The 15,355-nt window shown below is 60.7% G+C and carries 14 protein-coding genes and 1 pseudogene; 9 read left to right on the top strand and 6 right to left on the bottom strand.

Annotation, left to right across the window (positions count from 1 at the left end; genetic code table 11):
- Nucleotides 1–2: 2 nt before the first annotated feature.
- Nucleotides 3–959, bottom strand: a pseudogene (locus tag AC1DJO_RS00430) (COG3904 family protein); the annotation flags it as partial.
- Between the two features lie 382 nt (nt 960–1,341).
- On the opposite strand from AC1DJO_RS00430, the gene AC1DJO_RS00425 reads away from it, so the two are divergent.
- Nucleotides 1,342–2,067, top strand: coding sequence for a helix-turn-helix transcriptional regulator (locus tag AC1DJO_RS00425; protein WP_112386198.1), 726 nt, complete (start codon nt 1,342–1,344; stop codon nt 2,065–2,067).
- Nucleotides 2,068–2,110: 43 nt separating this feature from the next.
- Nucleotides 2,111–2,554 carry a PAS domain-containing protein gene (locus AC1DJO_RS00420; protein ID WP_112516092.1) on the top strand — a complete coding sequence of 148 codons (444 nt, stop codon included), beginning with the start codon at nt 2,111–2,113 and terminating at the stop codon, nt 2,552–2,554.
- A gap of 10 nt (nt 2,555–2,564) precedes the next feature.
- Here AC1DJO_RS00420 and AC1DJO_RS00415 read toward each other — a convergent pair whose 3' ends face one another.
- Nucleotides 2,565–3,710, bottom strand: coding sequence for a DUF2333 family protein (locus AC1DJO_RS00415; protein WP_112537907.1), 1,146 nt, complete (start codon nt 3,708–3,710; stop codon nt 2,565–2,567).
- Nucleotides 3,711–3,919: 209 nt separating this feature from the next.
- On the opposite strand from AC1DJO_RS00415, the gene AC1DJO_RS00410 reads away from it, so the two are divergent.
- Entirely contained in the window at nt 3,920–5,326 is a 1,407-nt protein-coding gene (locus AC1DJO_RS00410; RefSeq protein WP_477968369.1) for a DUF5939 domain-containing protein, read from the top strand.
- Nucleotides 5,327–5,329: 3 nt separating this feature from the next.
- Here the strand turns inward: AC1DJO_RS00410 and AC1DJO_RS00405 are convergent, their stop codons facing one another.
- The 3 genes from AC1DJO_RS00405 to AC1DJO_RS00395 form a co-directional block, all read right to left on the bottom strand.
- Entirely contained in the window at nt 5,330–5,959 is a 630-nt protein-coding gene (locus AC1DJO_RS00405) for a GNAT family N-acetyltransferase (RefSeq protein WP_477940374.1), read from the bottom strand.
- A gap of 96 nt (nt 5,960–6,055) precedes the next feature.
- A complete protein-coding gene (locus AC1DJO_RS00400; protein WP_112386194.1) occupies nt 6,056–7,129 on the bottom strand; it encodes a hypothetical protein in 1,074 nt (357 codons plus the stop codon).
- 65 nt (nt 7,130–7,194) lie between these two features.
- Nucleotides 7,195–7,797 (bottom strand): thymidine kinase, encoded by a 603-nt coding sequence (locus AC1DJO_RS00395; RefSeq protein ID WP_112515688.1) that lies wholly within the window; start codon nt 7,795–7,797, stop codon nt 7,195–7,197.
- A 236-nt stretch (nt 7,798–8,033) separates the two neighbouring features.
- Between AC1DJO_RS00395 and AC1DJO_RS00390 the strand changes: the two genes are divergently transcribed.
- From AC1DJO_RS00390 to aptA, 6 genes are all read left to right on the top strand, one after another.
- Entirely contained in the window at nt 8,034–8,990 is a 957-nt protein-coding gene (locus AC1DJO_RS00390; RefSeq protein ID WP_112515686.1) for a choline ABC transporter substrate-binding protein, read from the top strand.
- A gap of 81 nt (nt 8,991–9,071) precedes the next feature.
- Nucleotides 9,072–9,917 (top strand): choline ABC transporter permease subunit, encoded by an 846-nt coding sequence (gene choW / locus AC1DJO_RS00385; RefSeq protein WP_112386191.1) that lies wholly within the window; start codon nt 9,072–9,074, stop codon nt 9,915–9,917.
- Nucleotides 9,914–10,966: a choline ABC transporter ATP-binding protein gene (gene choV, locus AC1DJO_RS00380; protein WP_112386190.1), complete on the top strand. Its 1,053-nt coding sequence runs from the start codon at nt 9,914–9,916 to the stop codon at nt 10,964–10,966. The genes choW and choV overlap by 4 nt, the downstream gene beginning before the upstream one ends.
- Nucleotides 10,967–10,998: 32 nt before the next feature.
- Nucleotides 10,999–11,754: a HugZ family pyridoxamine 5'-phosphate oxidase gene (locus tag AC1DJO_RS00375; protein ID WP_477969193.1), complete on the top strand. Its 756-nt coding sequence runs from the start codon at nt 10,999–11,001 to the stop codon at nt 11,752–11,754.
- A gap of 106 nt (nt 11,755–11,860) precedes the next feature.
- Nucleotides 11,861–12,178, top strand: coding sequence for an ArsR/SmtB family transcription factor (locus tag AC1DJO_RS00370; RefSeq protein ID WP_112386188.1), 318 nt, complete (start codon nt 11,861–11,863; stop codon nt 12,176–12,178).
- A gap of 317 nt (nt 12,179–12,495) precedes the next feature.
- A complete protein-coding gene (gene aptA, locus AC1DJO_RS00365; protein WP_112386187.1) occupies nt 12,496–13,821 on the top strand; it encodes an omega-aminotransferase AptA in 1,326 nt (441 codons plus the stop codon).
- Between the two features lie 65 nt (nt 13,822–13,886).
- Here the strand turns inward: aptA and AC1DJO_RS00360 are convergent, their stop codons facing one another.
- Nucleotides 13,887–14,837, bottom strand: a complete 951-nt coding sequence (locus AC1DJO_RS00360; RefSeq protein WP_477940379.1) for an HD-GYP domain-containing protein — start codon at nt 14,835–14,837, stop codon at nt 13,887–13,889.
- Between the last annotated feature and the right edge of the window lie 518 nt (nt 14,838–15,355).

Below are 15,355 nucleotides of genomic sequence, written 5' to 3'. Positions count from 1 at the left end.
GCAGCCGGCGCCGATGCCGGCTGGACATCCGCGGGCGCTCCAGTCGTCGCCGGCGGCTCGCCGTGCCGGTGGCAGCGGGCGCCCGCCGGATCGTCCGCCTGGCAGAGCCGGATGCCTGGGCTCTCGTTCGAGGCAAGCATGTCGGTGATCAGCCCCAGCTTCAAAGCCTCCGAAGTCGGCAGAAGCCGCAGCGTCTGCGGCGTCGCACTCATCATCAGTGCGATGATATCCTGGCTGACGCCCATTTCCTTCAGATAGGCGGAGAGCGCAGCCTCGGCCTTCTTCCCGAGCTTGGTCGATTTCGTCTCGCCCTCGCTCCTGCGGCCGATCTCGGTGCGCGAAATCTCCTCTTTCCGGCCGTTCACCATCCGGTATTCGATGCGGTAGGACACCCGGATCCTGTCATAGATAGTGGTGATCTGATGGACGCCGATATAGGCCCATTGCGACGCAACCCGCGACATCCCGCCGGCAAGTGCGATCGGACAGGCCGAAAGACAATAGGCGCCGCCTGAATACGTGAGGCCGGCAGCCGTGCCGTCCTTGGCGATCGCCGCCTTGCATCGCATGTCGGCGATCGGACAATCCTTGAGCCGGGTGCCGCCGACTGCCGTTTCCAGACCATTCTTGCGGATCATCCGGCCCATCGCATAGGCGGCATCCACCTCCCCGCCTTCCGACCGGAAGACGACTGGCAGCTTGCGCCCGTTCAGCTGCTTCAGAATTTTCTTCAGCCGCAGCGGTGTGTCGCGCGTGATCCGGCCTTCTGCCGATACCCACTCGGCGCAATCCGCCAGGCAATCGGCGCTGCGGACGAGGATGAAACTCATGGAAGGAGGCTGGTTCCGCTTGGGTTTGGCAGCCCACGCATCGGAACCGGAGACAGGAGGCAATTGGAAGCAGAAAATCAGCGAAAGAATGACGAAATATTTGGCGGCGAGAATGGTGGCACAGCGCACGAGCGGTCGTCCCGTTTGGATCGCCTGACGCTAGCAATAGCGACCCGAAGCAGCAAGCGCCACAGCCGCACGTTATGCTAAAGTGAAACCGTATTCATCGCTTCAGAGGCAGCCTTTTAGGAATTTAAGTCTACCGTCGACCAACTTCTGAGGTGATTCTTCTCCTCCCGGCGCGGGAGAAATCCACAGCTTCGTAGTAATGGAAGAAGTAAAATAGCCGCGATCACTACCTGCATAATACATTATGCAACCAATGAGTGCGTATGTGTGATTAATTTTTAACACTATAAATTAATCAGCATGGCCGATGCGAATTGTGGCTAGCATCCCGTGGAGTTTTACGTATGTGTTAGCGGTAACATTCGAGTGATCGGGGCGCATAATGTCATACATGACTACCTCTGAACGGCAATCGCTGCTGACAGGAGAGCTGGCTGCTGCCCGCACGCGTGTATTGTTCGTTCACGCACTGCACAGGGTGGCCGGCGCATTCGGCCTGTCGCAGACGACGCTCCTGCACACACCGTCGGCCGAAGATCTGCTGTTGAAGTCGCTGATCATCGAAAGCTCGCTGCCCGCCTCCTATATCCGCGAATTCGACCGGGCGCATATGCTGCGCAGCTGTCCCTTCACGGCAAAGCTTCGTGAATCAGCCGTTCCGCAGCACTGGAATCTGGCGGAAACGCTGCAAGGACTCAACTTCCCGGCAGAGCTGCGTAACCTGATGATGCATTACGCCATGCCGACGGGCATCACCTTCCCGATCAACGCACTCGATGGAAACCGGCTGGTCTTCTGGTTTGGCGGCGAGCGTGCGCCCTTCGCCCAGAACGAAGTCAACGAGCTGGCGATGATCATGCTGCATGCGCTCGACGCCTATAATACCGTGCGCCGCAACGAGGACAGCGCCTACAATGCCCTGTCGGCCCGCGAGCTTGAGGTCGTGCGCTGGACGGCGCAGGGCAAGACCTCGGTCGAGATCGGCCAGATCCTGGCGCTCTCCGACCATACCGTGAACGCCTACATGACCAATGCGATCAAAAAACTCGATTGCGTGAACAGAACGCAGTTGGTAGCTAAGGCCATACGCTTGAAGCTGATCAGCTGAGAAATCAGAAGAGAATCAGTGCGCAAACCTCATGGGAGGGAACGTGCCTCTTCGATTTGAACAGCCCGCCAACGGCAAAGAAAAGCAGACGCGCGACCATATCGGCATCTCTGATCTTGAGATCGTCCAGATGGTTGCAGCCTACCGAAATTTCGGATTCTGGCGCATCGAGGTGGAATCGGGACATTTCTTCGCCAGCGAAGATGTCTTCGCGATTTTCTGCATGACCTTCACCTCTGGCCCCGCCAATCTGGTCGAGCTCCTCTCGCGCATTCATCCCGAGGACCGGGTTCTGATCACCGAAACCTTCGAGCAGGCGAGCCTGCACAAGACGGGTTTCCACTTTTCCTATCGCGTCGATAACGGGCTTGGCGGCTACAAGACGGTCCGCTCCGTCGGAAAATTCCGCAACAACGAGATCGTCGGCATTACCTACGAATTCGTCGAGCAGCTCCGCGTCGTCGGCTTCGAGGATAACGGCGCCTGAGCCGGCCGCATCAGCGGCCGAGCACCGCGCGCATCTCGACGATATTCGAGCGCACCCTCAGCATATAGAAGCCCATCGTCGCCAGGTGGCTCGGCATGATCCAGCCGTCTTCGCGTCCATTGGAAATGATCGCCGGCTGGATGCGCAGCGCCGCCTGGAACTGCTTGGTGGTGCCGCTGAACAGCGCCCCGAGATTGCGCTCGGCTACCACCTGCGAAAAGTCGGATCGGGCAGCCGTCAGGATCGCGTAATAGCCATACAGCTGGCCATAGGCGAACCAGAAGCGGTCGTCCGCCCGGGTGTCGAACCAGCCGAAATTGTGGTTCTCCGAACGCTCCGCCAGAATGTCGGATGTGCCGCCGAGATCGTTGGCGATGCGATCGATGAACTGCAGCAGGTTGTCGGCGCGGCCGTCGAACACGGCATTGCAGTTCGCAAGATCGGTGTTGAACTTCCGCAGGCTCTCGATCGCCGAGCGGTAGTAGCTCGGCGTCGGCGTCTTCGGGCCAAACGGGTTCATGCCGAAATACCAGCTGTACTCGTCATATTGAAGATTGCCGCGGGCGCTCTGCAGGTCGCCGTTGATCCCTGAAGTACCGCGAACGCGCCCCAGCGTATCGACGAGTTCGGCCGACGTGCGGCGAACCGCCTGATTGATGCCGCGCTGGAAGGAGGCTTTGTTGTCGAGGAACGGCGTGTGATCCCAGTCGACGCCGAAGAAGCCCATGCGATAGAGCAGCATGGAGGAGATCCAGGCATTCTGGTTGACGTTGGAATCGATCAGATCGGCGGTGACATCGACGATCGCAGAACGCTGGCAGGTCTTGGCAGGCGCCGGCGACGCCGCCGAAGCTGTGCCGGTATCAGCAACCGGAATTTCCTGGCCGGCAGCGACCTTGCGCTCCGAGAAGCGGTACTGATCGACGAAGTTCGGATTGAAGCCCGACCAGACCTGCGTTTGCCAGAAGAAATAGCCGTAGAGCACCGCAAACAGCGCGACGACGGCGATGACAGGTAAACGGATCATCCAGCTGCGCCGCTGATACCAGCCATGTGCGGCCATGAACGGCCAGAGGATGCCGGCAGCCAGAACGCCGAACCAGCGGCCGATGGCGCTTCCGATAGACCTGAAGAAACCGGTAATCCGGTCGAGCATTGCCATCTCCCCTTGCGCAGAATTTCCTCATCCACATAAGTGCTTGCCGAAGCGAGCACAACAAGAGCACGAGATTTTTGCCGCGCGCACCGAAGCGCCACCCTGTGGGCGGCGGCTCCGGCGGCTCGGATTTCTATGAGCAAATCCTCATGGTACAATGCCGCGCTTGGCGCCGTCCGCCGTGGGCCCGCCTGCCGGGAGGTTGTGTGATGAGCGAAGTCGACGTGCTGTTCGCCACCCTGAGACATGCGGCCGGCCAGCAGACAGCCGACTGCATCGAGAATGCGGTCAGGAACGGCTCGGATCGCGATCTCAACCGCATCAACGCGCTCGCCTTCGCCAAGGTGCATGATCTCGACGAAGAGAAGACGATCGCGGGCTTTCTGCATGCGGCCCGGATCGGCGCCTTCGAAATGACCTGGAATGTGCTCTGCCCCGGCTGCGGCGGCGTCCTCGACAGCGGCACCACGCTCAAGGCGGTCGATCGCGAGAGCTATCATTGCGCGCTCTGCGCCGCCGGTTACGAGCCGACCCTCGACGAGATGGTCGAGGTCACCTTCACCGTCAGTCCACGGGTGCGCAGGATCGCCGCCCACGAGCCCGACCGGCTGCCGGCGCTCGAATATTACCGCCAGGTGTTTTTCAGCACCGGCGTCGACCTTCCCGACGATCTCGAAGACCGGTTCGGTCGCATCCTCCTGGAGATGATTGAGCTGGATCCCGGTGAAAAGGCCTTCGTCTCGGTGCAGCTGCCACCGCAATTCATCATCATCTTCGATGCCGTGACGCATTCGGCGCAGTTCATCGACGTCCAGGGCGAGCCAACCGGCGAGCGCCAGAACCTGTCGATGGTCATCAGCCGCAGCCATACGCCGAACGAGACCGAGACCCTGCGCCCCGGTCTGCTGCGGCTGACGCTGGAAAACCACACCGACCGCCGCGTGCTGCCAAATGTCTGCATCGCCGGCGACGACCTGCACGATATCCTCGGCCGCAGGCGGCCATTCCTGACCGCCAAGCGTCTGCTGACCAACCAGAGTTTCAGGGATATCTACCGGACCGATACGCTCGACGTCGACCAGCGCCTGAGGATCACCAGCCTGACATTCCTGTTCACCGACCTCAGAGGCTCGACGGCGCTTTACGAGCGTGTCGGCGATCTCGCCGCCTTCGATCTGGTGCGCGCTCATTTCCGGGTGCTTCACGAAATCGTCGCCACCGAGGCAGGCGCGGTCGTCAAGACCATCGGCGACGCAGTAATGGCGACCTTCCCGAGCCCCGACCGCGCCGTCACCGCAGCCCTGCGAATGCGCGAAGCGATGCTCCGCCTGAATACCGAACGCGGTAGCGAAGATCTGCTGCTCAAGATCGGCATCCACGAAGGCCCCTGCCTCGCCGTCAGCCTCAACGACCGGCAGGATTACTTCGGCCAGACCGTCAACATCGCCTCTCGCGTCCAGAACCTTGCCGATCCTCACGTGATCCTGACGACCGAAGCGATTGTCGGAAACGAACGGGTCTGCGAAATCCTGCGCGACAGCGGCATCACCTCGGTCTCCCGCATGGAGGAGCTGCACGGCATTTCCAGAGAGGTGAAGATTTTCGCGCTGCCGTGACCGCTATTCCAGGATCGGAACATGCGGCGCGGCGGTCCGCGGCAAGATGCCGGTCACCCGCGGATCGTCGGCGACCTCGATCAATAGGGCATAGGGCGAAAAGCCCGAGCGCCGGTAAAACGAGAGCGCATTCGGATGGTCGAAATGGCAGGTATGGAGCCACAGCCTTTCGATCGGATGCGCCCAGGCGATGGAAAGCGCATGGTTCATCAGATAGCGCCCGGCGCCGGTGCCGATCGTCTCCTTGGTGACGCCGAAAAACACCAGTTCGCAGGCGCCCGGCTCCCGGAAATCGAGTTCGATCATCCCGGCAGGCTTGCCGCCCGATGACAGCACGTAGATCTCTACCCTGGGATCGCGGAGGATAGCGGCCAGTTCGCCGTCGCTGATCACCAGCCGTGAAACCCACATCCATTCCTCGCCGATTGCCCGGAAAAGCTGCCGGTAGGTATCGAGATCGGGGACGGTCATGCGCGCAAGGGAAAGGTCTGAGCGTTCGGCGGCTGCGACGACTTCCGGCTTCTCCCGCATTTCCAGGCAGGTGACGGCGTTGGCAAGCTTGCCCTTTGGGACAAGAGAATAGCCTTCCGGCAGGACCGGATTGGAGTTGCCTATCGTTTCAATCGTTTCCATCGTTTGGCCCTACCATGCGTGTCGCGGAATTCCCCGGTCGAGGCATAGCGGCTTGGCCGGTTCTTGCAAAGACCGGAGGTCCGGCGCTGATGCCGGCTAGGAGCGCCCGAACCGCAATCTCAGACGCGGCAGCCGCTTGGTCAGGTCGATCAGCGGCCTGTCGTGCTCCATGCTGATCACAGGCACAAACGCGGAAAACTTCTTCTCGAAGGCGATGCTTGCGGCGCTCTTGCGCTGCTCGATATCCTGCGGCACCAGCATGCCCCGCTCGAAAAGCGAGATCGGTGCGGCGATGTTCGGAAAAATCGTCTGGCTGATCTTCGCCTTGGCACCCGGCCGGTCGGTATCGACCTGGGCACGGTAGAGCACCAGCCGCTCTTCCGTATCGACCATCAGCTTCCGGGTCAGCACGTTGCAGAGCGCGATCTGGCTGTTCAGCGCATCGACGAAACTCTGGAACATGGTGATGAAGCGCTCGCGCCGCTGGCTCTCGTCGCGCATCACCTGCTCCTCGCTGGAAATGCGGTCAGCCTCGCCTTTCAGCGCGCGGCGCTCTTCCTCGAGCCGCTCCCACTCCGTTCTGCCGCCATAGACGCCGATGCGCCCCTGCGTCGTCAGCGCCTTGGCGTTCAGCTCCTTCATCCGCATCCGCGCGATATCGATCGCATCGACGAGGCGGCGGCGGTGCTCGATGATATCGACGACACCGCCTTCGGCCGTCTTGTGGCACTCGCCGGCAAAGCCGCGGTGCTGGGTTACAAGGCCTGCAAGCGCATCACTCTTGGCGAAAAGATCAAGCAGCCGCTCGACGACAGGTGCCTCGCTGACGCGCTGGCTGTGCAATCTCCACATCCGCTGGCGCGAGAACCACCCAGTAATCCGCTCGCGGCGCGTCAGTCCGCGAAAACTGTCGAGATCGGCGGAGACGTCTTCAGACAACCGGTCGAGTTCACCGGCGAGCTCGCCAAGCGCGGCATCAAGCGCCTCGCGCTTCTGGCCTGCGGCCTGGAAACGCTGGTTCTCGTCCAGAAACGTCTCGTCGCTGGACTGCGCCTCGTTGCGAGCAAAGCTACCAATGAAGGCGGCGCAATCGCCAGCTTCGGCGCGCAGCTCTTCCGCCAGCGCGCTTGCCGTTTCCATGAGAATTTCGAATGATGGAGCCTTGCGCACCCGCTTCTCCTGGGAATCGTTGGCCTCAAGCTAACCGGTCGGAGACGGGATGAAAATCCGCCTTTTCAGACGGCCTCGGCCACGAAGGGGCCGTTCATTTCGTCGTCCCAGTGCCTGCGGCAGAGCGAAACATATTTCTCGTTGCCGCCGACATCGATCTGCGCGCCCTCGTGCAGCACCTTCCCCTCGCCGTCGAGCCGCACCACCATTGTCGCCTTGCGGCCGCAGTGGCAGATGGTGCGCACTTCGCGCATCTCGTCAGAAATGGCGAGCAGCTCCTCGGAGGCCGGAAACAGCTTTCCCTGGAAGTCGGTGCGCAAGCCATAGACCATGATCGGGATACCGAGCCGGTCGACGATGCGGGCGAGCTGCCAGACATGCTCGCGCGTCATGAAATGCGCCTCGTCGACGAAGACGCAGGCGATCGGCTCTCCCTCACCGGCAAGCCGTGTCACCAGCGCCAGAAGATCGGTCTCCGCCTCGAAGGGAATGGCCTTGGCTTCCAGGCCGATCCGCGAGCCGATGATGCCCTTTCCGGTGCGCTCGTCGAAGGCGGCGATCAGCATCACCGTGCGCATGCCGCGCTCCTGGTAATTGTAGGAGGCCTGCAGCAGCATCGTCGTCTTGCCGGCGTTCATCGTCGAGTAATTGAAGTAGAGTTTCGCCATGTTTTTCTCCGTTCCTCGCTTTTGACGGCTCGAATCGCCGATGAGAAGAGCGCAGAGCTGATAACCACAGGAAATCCACGCGCGAATCCCGCCGGAATCCTTGCTTTTCAGGCCATCACGGAAAATTGCGCGACGTCGCAATCGAGTATGCCAAACCGCCGCAAACGCACTGTGGTCGCTTGTAAATGTCAGCTATTGATGGTTGGCTTGGGGACGATAAGACTGGGAGTCTATAAATGAGAACGACAAGCGCATCCAAACTGCTTACCGCAACTGCCGTTGCAGCTCTTTCCATTGCCACGGCCGCATTCGCAGCAGATCCTGAAAGCTGCACCGCCGTGCGTTTTTCCGACGTCGGATGGACTGACATCACCGCAACCACCGCAACCGCGACCGTCGTGCTGAAGGGCCTTGGCTATGAGCCGAAGACCACGGTTCTGTCGGTGCCGGTCACCTATCAGTCGCTGAAGAACAAGGACATCGACGTGTTCCTCGGCAACTGGATGCCGACCCAGGAAAAGGACGTCCGTCCCTTCCTCGACGACAAGTCGGTCGAATCCTACGGTCCAAACCTCGTCGGCGCGAAATATACGCTCGCGACCAACGCCAAGGGCGCCGAACTCGGCATCAAGGACTTCAAGGACATCGCTGCCCACAAGGATGACCTGGACGGCAAGATCTATGGCATCGAGCCAGGTAACGACGGCAATCGCCTGGTCATCGACATGATCGACAAGAACACCTTCGGCATGAAGGGCCTTGAGGTCGTCGAATCCTCCGAACAGGGCATGCTGGCGCAGGTCGCCCGCGCCGAGAAGGCCGGCAAGCCGGTCGTCTTCCTCGGCTGGGAACCGCACCCGATGAACACCAACTTCAAGCTGACCTACCTGACCGGCGGCGACGACGTCTTCGGTCCTGATTTCGGCGGCGCCAAGGTGTTCACCAACGTTCGTGCCGGCTATTTCGGTGAATGCCCGAACACCGGTACCCTGATCAAGAACATGACCTTCTCGCTCGAGATGGAAAACCAGATCATGGGCAAGATCATGAATGACGGCGAAGAGCCGGAAAAGGCTGCTGCGGAATGGCTGAAGGCCAACCCGTCGGCGCTCGATCCGTGGCTCGCAGGCGTCAAGACGCGCGATGGCAGTGCCGATGGCCTGCCCGCCGTCAAGAAGAGCCTTGGCCTCTGACGATGACGTGCGCGGGGCGGCCTTGCCGTCCCGCCTCCATTTCATCCCGAATTCTTGATCTTTTTTGGATAGGCACGCCCCTTGGACTGGATCACTGACGCTAAAATTCCGATCGGCTCTTGGGCCAAGTTGTTCGTTGACTGGCTGACGACCAATGCCGACTGGTTCTTCAACCAGCTGGCCTTCATCCTGTCGCATGTCATCGACGGCATGCTGTTCGTGCTGCAGGCGCCGCATCCATTGATCGTCATCGCCGCCATCACCGGCATTGCCTACTGGATACGCCGGTCGGTCGTCGTTGCGGTCTTTACCTGTCTTGGGCTGCTGCTGATCACCAACCAGGGTTACTGGAAAGAGACGACGGAAACGCTGGCGCTCGTGCTCGCCTCCACCTTCGTCTCCATGCTGGTCGGCATCCCGCTCGGCATCGCCGCAGCGCGGCGCGCCTGGGTCTACTCGGTGCTGCGCCCGATCCTCGATCTGATGCAGACGATCCCGACCTTCGTCTATCTGATCCCGGCCCTGATCCTCTTCGGCCTCGGCATGGTGCCGGGCCTGATCGCTACGGTGATCTTCGCCATTCCCGCCCCGATCCGCCTGACGCGCCTCGGCATCATCTCCACGCCGCCCTCGCTGGTTGAAGCCGCCGAATCCTTCGGCGCGACGCCGATGCAGGTGCTGCGCAAGGTGGAACTTCCCTTCGCCACGCCGCAGATCATGGCGGGTCTGACCCAGACCATCATGCTGTCGCTGTCGATGGTGGTCATCGCCGCCCTCGTCGGCGCCGATGGTCTCGGCGTCCCCGTCGTTCGCGCGCTGAACACCGTCAACGTCGCCAAGGGCTTTGAAGCCGGTCTCTGTATCGTCATCCTGGCGATCATCCTCGACCGCATGTTCCGCACTGCAGGTGAAGGAGACGGCGTATGACCTCCGTTCGTTTCGACAATGTCAGCATCATCTTCGGCGACAAGCCGGAAGCCGCCCTCTCGATGGTCGATCAAGGCAAGACCCGCGACGAGATCGGCGCATCGACCGGCCTCGTGCTCGGCGTCGCCGATGCCTCGATCACCGTCGAGGAAGGCGAAATCCTCGTCCTCATGGGCCTCTCCGGCTCCGGCAAGTCCACCCTCCTGCGCGCCGTCAATGGGCTGGCGCCCGTCGTGCGCGGCTCGGTCACGGTCTCCACAGCCACCGGCCCCGTCGATCCCTATAAATGCAGCGCCAAGGCGCTGCGCGATCTGCGCATGCACACCGTCTCCATGGTCTTCCAGCAGTTCGCGCTGCTGCCATGGCGCACGGTTGCCGACAATGTCGGCTTCGGTCTGGAACTCGCCGGCATGGCCGACGCCGAGCGCAAGAAGCGCGTCGATGAGCAGCTCGAACTTGTCAACCTGACAAAGTGGGCAAACCGCAAGGTCAACGAACTCTCGGGCGGCATGCAGCAGCGCGTCGGCCTCGCCCGCGCCTTCGCAACGGGCGCGCCGATCCTCCTGATGGACGAGCCGTTCTCCGCCCTCGATCCGCTAATCCGCACCCGCCTGCAGGACGAACTCCTGGAATTCCAGCGCCGTCTCAAGAAGACCATCCTGTTCGTCAGCCACGATCTGGACGAGGCCTTCCGCATCGGCAATCGCATTGCCATCATGGAAGGCGGGCGCATCATCCAGTGCGGCACCCCGCAGGAAATCGTCAAGAACCCGGCCGACCAGTATGTCGCGGACTTCGTGCAGAACATGAACCCGATCAACATGCTGACCGCGCAGGACGTCATGCAGCCCGGTCTCGGCCAGTCTGCCGTGGGCGCCACCGTCACCGCGACGGCCAAGCCCGCAACGCCGCTCGTCGATATCCTCGATGCCCTGTCCCGCCAGCCGGGCAGCATCGGCGTCGTCGACAACGGCACGATCGTCGGCACGATTTCGGCGCAGGACATCGTCAGCGGCCTCACCCGCCACCGGCGCAAAGAACAGGCTTGATCCTTCCGTCCACTTCCGACAGAAAAGTGGACATGAAAGATCAAGCTTCCGTATTGCGGGAGACGGACGGGCAGGCCCGGACGCTCGCCCGCACCCTGCTCCGTTCGGCCCGCTATGCCGGCCTCGCCGTACTCGATCCGGCGACCGGCTTTCCCTTTGCCAGCCGCGTGCTGCTCGGCACCGATATAGACGGCACGCCCGTCGTCCTCGTCTCGGCGCTCTCCACCCATACCAAGGCGCTGGAAGCCGATCCCCGCGCCTCGCTGCTAACGGGCGAGCCCGGCAAGGGCGATCCGCTCGCCTACCCGCGCCTGACGACGCAATGCATCGCCGAACCGGTGGAGCGCGGCAGCCCGCTTCACGAGCGCATCCGCGGCCGTTTCCTGAACCGGCATACCAAGGCCAAGCTCTATATCGACTTCCCGGATTTCCGGTTTTTCCGCTTGCTGCCGCAGTCCGCCAGCCTCAACGGAGGCTTCGGCCGGGCCTATCTCCTGGAGGGTTCGGACCTTGCGATTCTCTCCCCCGCCAACGATGCGGTGGCGGCTGAAGCCGATGCCATAGTGCGAGATTTAGTAGACAACCACCCAGAGGTGCTTAGGGCACTTGAAACCCGTTTCAAGGGGACAACTGACGGGACTTTGAGGGTTTGTGGCCTGGATAGTGCTGGTTTTGACGTGATTTCGGGCGATAACTTGTCACGTTGTGAATTCGAAGAGCCTGTCACAAAACCCGGGGAAATTATTCCACACATATCTAAAATAGCATACTCGATACCCGAAATTTAGGTATATACAATCTTCATGCCCAATTGCTACTTTTCGGGCGTCCGCCAAACCCCGTCTAACGCCCTGTGCCTATACGGAAAAAATTCGCATTAGGAAGATTGGAATAATGGAAAATACTGACTTGTCAGATCACGCTAATGTGGCGGCCGCGCTTCTGTCAGCAATGGCAAACCCCAAGCGCCTGCTCATCCTCGTGAGCCTCGTGAAGGGTGAAGTTCCCGTCGGCGTCCTCGCGACGCAGGTTGGCCTTAGCCAGTCTGCCCTGTCGCAGCATCTCTCCAAGCTTCGCGCCCAGAAGCTGGTCCGGACCCGCCGCGATGCGCAGACCATTTATTACTCGAGCAATTCCGAGCCTGTGATGAAAATCCTGGCAACGCTCGAAGACATTTACGCTGTTCAGAACCGGAGCCGTTCCGCGGCCTAAAGTCAACGCTGACATCACGTCAGCCAAGAACCGGTCCGCCAATGGAATAATTCCGGAATGGACCGGACGCAGTATTTCAGCACGTCAACCCTACTTCTTGACCGGCAGATCGCTCGATTTGCCGGTCTTTTTCGTTTCGGCCGGATACCGTTCTGGCGGTATTTCAATGCGGCGGCAAAGCGCATAGCAATGAGCGGTAAACTCTGGTTTCGTGCGCTTTAGGTCTCTTGACGCCCGATTCCGCGCTGATAGTTTGACCGGACGGTAAAAATACGGGCTTAAGCCCGGGGAACGGGCCTCGCGGCCAGGAGAACAGCATGTCCAATCGCCTCAACACCCCCAACGACCTTCGCGCCTTCTGGATGCCGTTTACGGCGAACCGGCAGTTCAAGAAGGAGCCGCGCATGTTCGTCGGCGCCAAGGACATGTACTACACCACCCATGATGGCCGTCAGGTGCTCGATGGCACCGCCGGTCTCTGGTGCGTCAATGCCGGCCACTGCCGCCCGAAGATCACCGAGGCGATCCGCGAACAGGCGGGCGAACTCGATTACGCCCCGGCCTTCCAGCTCGGCCACCCCAAGGCCTTCGAACTGGCGAACCGCCTGGTCGATATCGCCCCTGAAGGCATGAACCACGTTCTCTACACCAACTCCGGCTCTGAATCGGTCGAGACCGCGCTCAAGGTGGCGCTGGCCTATCACCGGGTAAAAGGCAACGGCTCGCGCTTCCGCCTCATCGGCCGCGAGCGCGGCTATCACGGCGTCAATTTCGGCGGCATCTCGGTCGGCGGCATCGTCTCCAACCGCAAGATGTTCGGCACGCTTCTGACCGGCGTCGATCACATGCCGCACACCCACCAGCCCGGCAAGAACAACTTTACACGCGGCGAGCCTGAACATGGCGGTGATATCGCAACCGAACTCGAGCGTATCGTCACCCTGCACGACGCCTCGACCATCGCCGCCGTCATCGTCGAGCCGGTCGCCGGCTCCACCGGCGTGCTGATCCCGCCGAAGGGCTATCTGCAGAAGCTGCGCGAGATCTGCACCAAGCACGGCATCTTGCTGATCTTCGACGAAGTCATCACTGGTTTCGGCCGCCTCGGCGCTCCGTTCGCCGCCCAGTATTACGACGTCATGCCCGACATGATCACCACCGCCAAGGGCTTGACCAATGGCGTCATCCCGATGGGCGCGGTCTTTGTCACCTCGGAGATCCACGACGCCTTCATGAGCGGCCCCGAGCACATGATCGAGTTTTTCCACGGCTACACCTATTCGGGCAACCCGATCGCTTCGGCCGCTGCACTCGCCACGCTCGACACCTATAAGGAAGAAGGCCTGCTGACCCGCGCCGCGGAGCTTTCCGACTACTGGGCCGACGCGCTGCACTCGCTGAAGGATTGTCCGAATGTCATCGACATCAGGAACACCGGCCTGATCGGCGCCATCGAGCTCGACCCGATCGCCGGCGAACCGACCAAGCGCGCCTTCACCGCCTTCCTGAAGGCCTATGAGAAGGGCCTGCTGATCCGCACGACCGGCGATATCATCGCCCTGTCGCCGCCGCTGATCATCGAGAAGCACCATATCGACGAGCTGTTCGGCAAGCTGCGCGAGATCCTTCAGAACAACATCTGATCGTCACGAGACCAAACGAAATGCCCGCCGGAACTGATCTCCGGCGGGCCTTTCATGTCTTGATCTCAGGCCTTGTGCGCCGAAGCGACTGACAGGCAGAGCGCGAAGCGCTTCAGCAGCTTGATGTCGAAATGCCCTTCTCGGCTCAGCATCCATTTCAGGGCGTCGGCAGGCGACCAGGGCTGCTTGTAGGGCCGGATCGAGGTGATCGCGTCATAGACGTCGCAGATCGCCGCGAGCTTTGCATAGATGCTCAGCTTCGAGCCGGGAACCATATTCGGGTATCCCCGCCCGTCGATCCGCTCATGGTGGTTGAGGCAGACGTCGAGAACGATGTCAGGCATGCCCGCCTGCCGCTTCAGGATCGCATGGCCAAGTTCCGGATGGCTGCGGATCAGCTGCATTTCCTCGTCGTCGAGCTTGCCTTCCTTGGCGAGAATCTCGTGCGGGATTTCCACCTTGCCGACATCGTGCAGCAGACCGGCAATACCGAGGACGCGAACCGTCTCCTCGTCGAAATCCAGGTAGCGGGAGAAATGAATCATCAGCGCGCTGACCGACAGCGAATGCACGAAGGTCGTCTCGTCCTTCGACTTCAATCGCGTGACACTGAGGAAGATCGCCGGGTTTTCATCGAGCGACGTGGACAGTCCCGAAATGACGGGCGCGATATCATCGATCGCGACACCCGCACCGCCCTGAATCTTGCTGAAGACATCTTCGAGCTGCTCGGCGGATTTCTGGATGGTTTCGCGCGCAGCCTTGGTCTGTAGCTCGACGGCACGGGGATCTTCGGAGGCATAGGCAGGCACATTGGAGCGCAGGCCGTTGGTATCGACGCCCTTGGCTGTGTTGATGACCACCCCGGCGACACCGCTGCCGCGCAACCGCTGGGCATCGGATTCCCGCCTTACGAGAAACCGGTGACGCCCGAGCAATGGGTCGTTCCAGGCCCCTTCGACGGCCTCGATAAACATCCCAGCCCTGACCTGGCTGGCTTCAATGCGCTTTAGCATTCAGTCGCTTAGTCCCAACGCACGATTAGACTTGCCGGGCCGAGTTTATTCTTGAGACACACTCCAGACCGGCCACCCTTATACAACCTTCATAGCATGCAAATGTTAATCGGTTCTATTTTACGAATATTCTCACGCACAAAGATTCACTGACTATTCTTGGTATCTTTCCGGCGTTATTTGCAACTCGTGGATTAAATCGATTTGAGCACTTAGCCCAAGGTAGATGCCGGCTAATGACCTCTGAAAAACTCCGGAATTTTACGAAAATGACGCCGGAGCCCGGTCGTTTCGCGCAATCCAGAACAATTTTGGCAGTGATTTTGTTATTTCCTTGCGAAATCAAATGAGAATTCCTAGAAAATCGCCATGCGCCCGCTGAAGTCAAAGATGACCGGCCGGGGGCATTGACCGCACCGGAACCGCCGTCTTGGCGCAACTCAGAAGAGTTGTTGTACGCGCCGGCTCCGATGTCGCGGCAGTCACGCGGGCGAAAGCCCCACCCAAGGAGAACGAAA

Source organism: Rhizobium sp. 05N430 (genome assembly GCF_056396985.1).
This window is presented reverse-complemented; position numbering and strand designations above follow the sequence as displayed.

Coding starts and splice junctions, on each gene's coding strand:
- AC1DJO_RS00425 (WP_112386198.1), top strand. CDS start 1,342: ATGTCATACATGACTACCTCTGAACGGCAATCGCTGCTGACAGGAGAG.
- AC1DJO_RS00415 (WP_112537907.1), bottom strand. CDS start 3,710: ATGCTCGACCGGATTACCGGTTTCTTCAGGTCTATCGGAAGCGCCATC.
- AC1DJO_RS00410 (WP_477968369.1), top strand. CDS start 3,920: ATGAGCGAAGTCGACGTGCTGTTCGCCACCCTGAGACATGCGGCCGGC.
- AC1DJO_RS00405 (WP_477940374.1), bottom strand. CDS start 5,959: ATGGAAACGATTGAAACGATAGGCAACTCCAATCCGGTCCTGCCGGAA.
- AC1DJO_RS00395 (WP_112515688.1), bottom strand. CDS start 7,797: ATGGCGAAACTCTACTTCAATTACTCGACGATGAACGCCGGCAAGACG.
- AC1DJO_RS00390 (WP_112515686.1), top strand. CDS start 8,034: ATGAGAACGACAAGCGCATCCAAACTGCTTACCGCAACTGCCGTTGCA.
- choV (WP_112386190.1), top strand. CDS start 9,914: ATGACCTCCGTTCGTTTCGACAATGTCAGCATCATCTTCGGCGACAAG.
- AC1DJO_RS00375 (WP_477969193.1), top strand. CDS start 10,999: ATGAAAGATCAAGCTTCCGTATTGCGGGAGACGGACGGGCAGGCCCGG.
- AC1DJO_RS00370 (WP_112386188.1), top strand. CDS start 11,861: ATGGAAAATACTGACTTGTCAGATCACGCTAATGTGGCGGCCGCGCTT.
- aptA (WP_112386187.1), top strand. CDS start 12,496: ATGTCCAATCGCCTCAACACCCCCAACGACCTTCGCGCCTTCTGGATG.
- AC1DJO_RS00360 (WP_477940379.1), bottom strand. CDS start 14,837: ATGCTAAAGCGCATTGAAGCCAGCCAGGTCAGGGCTGGGATGTTTATC.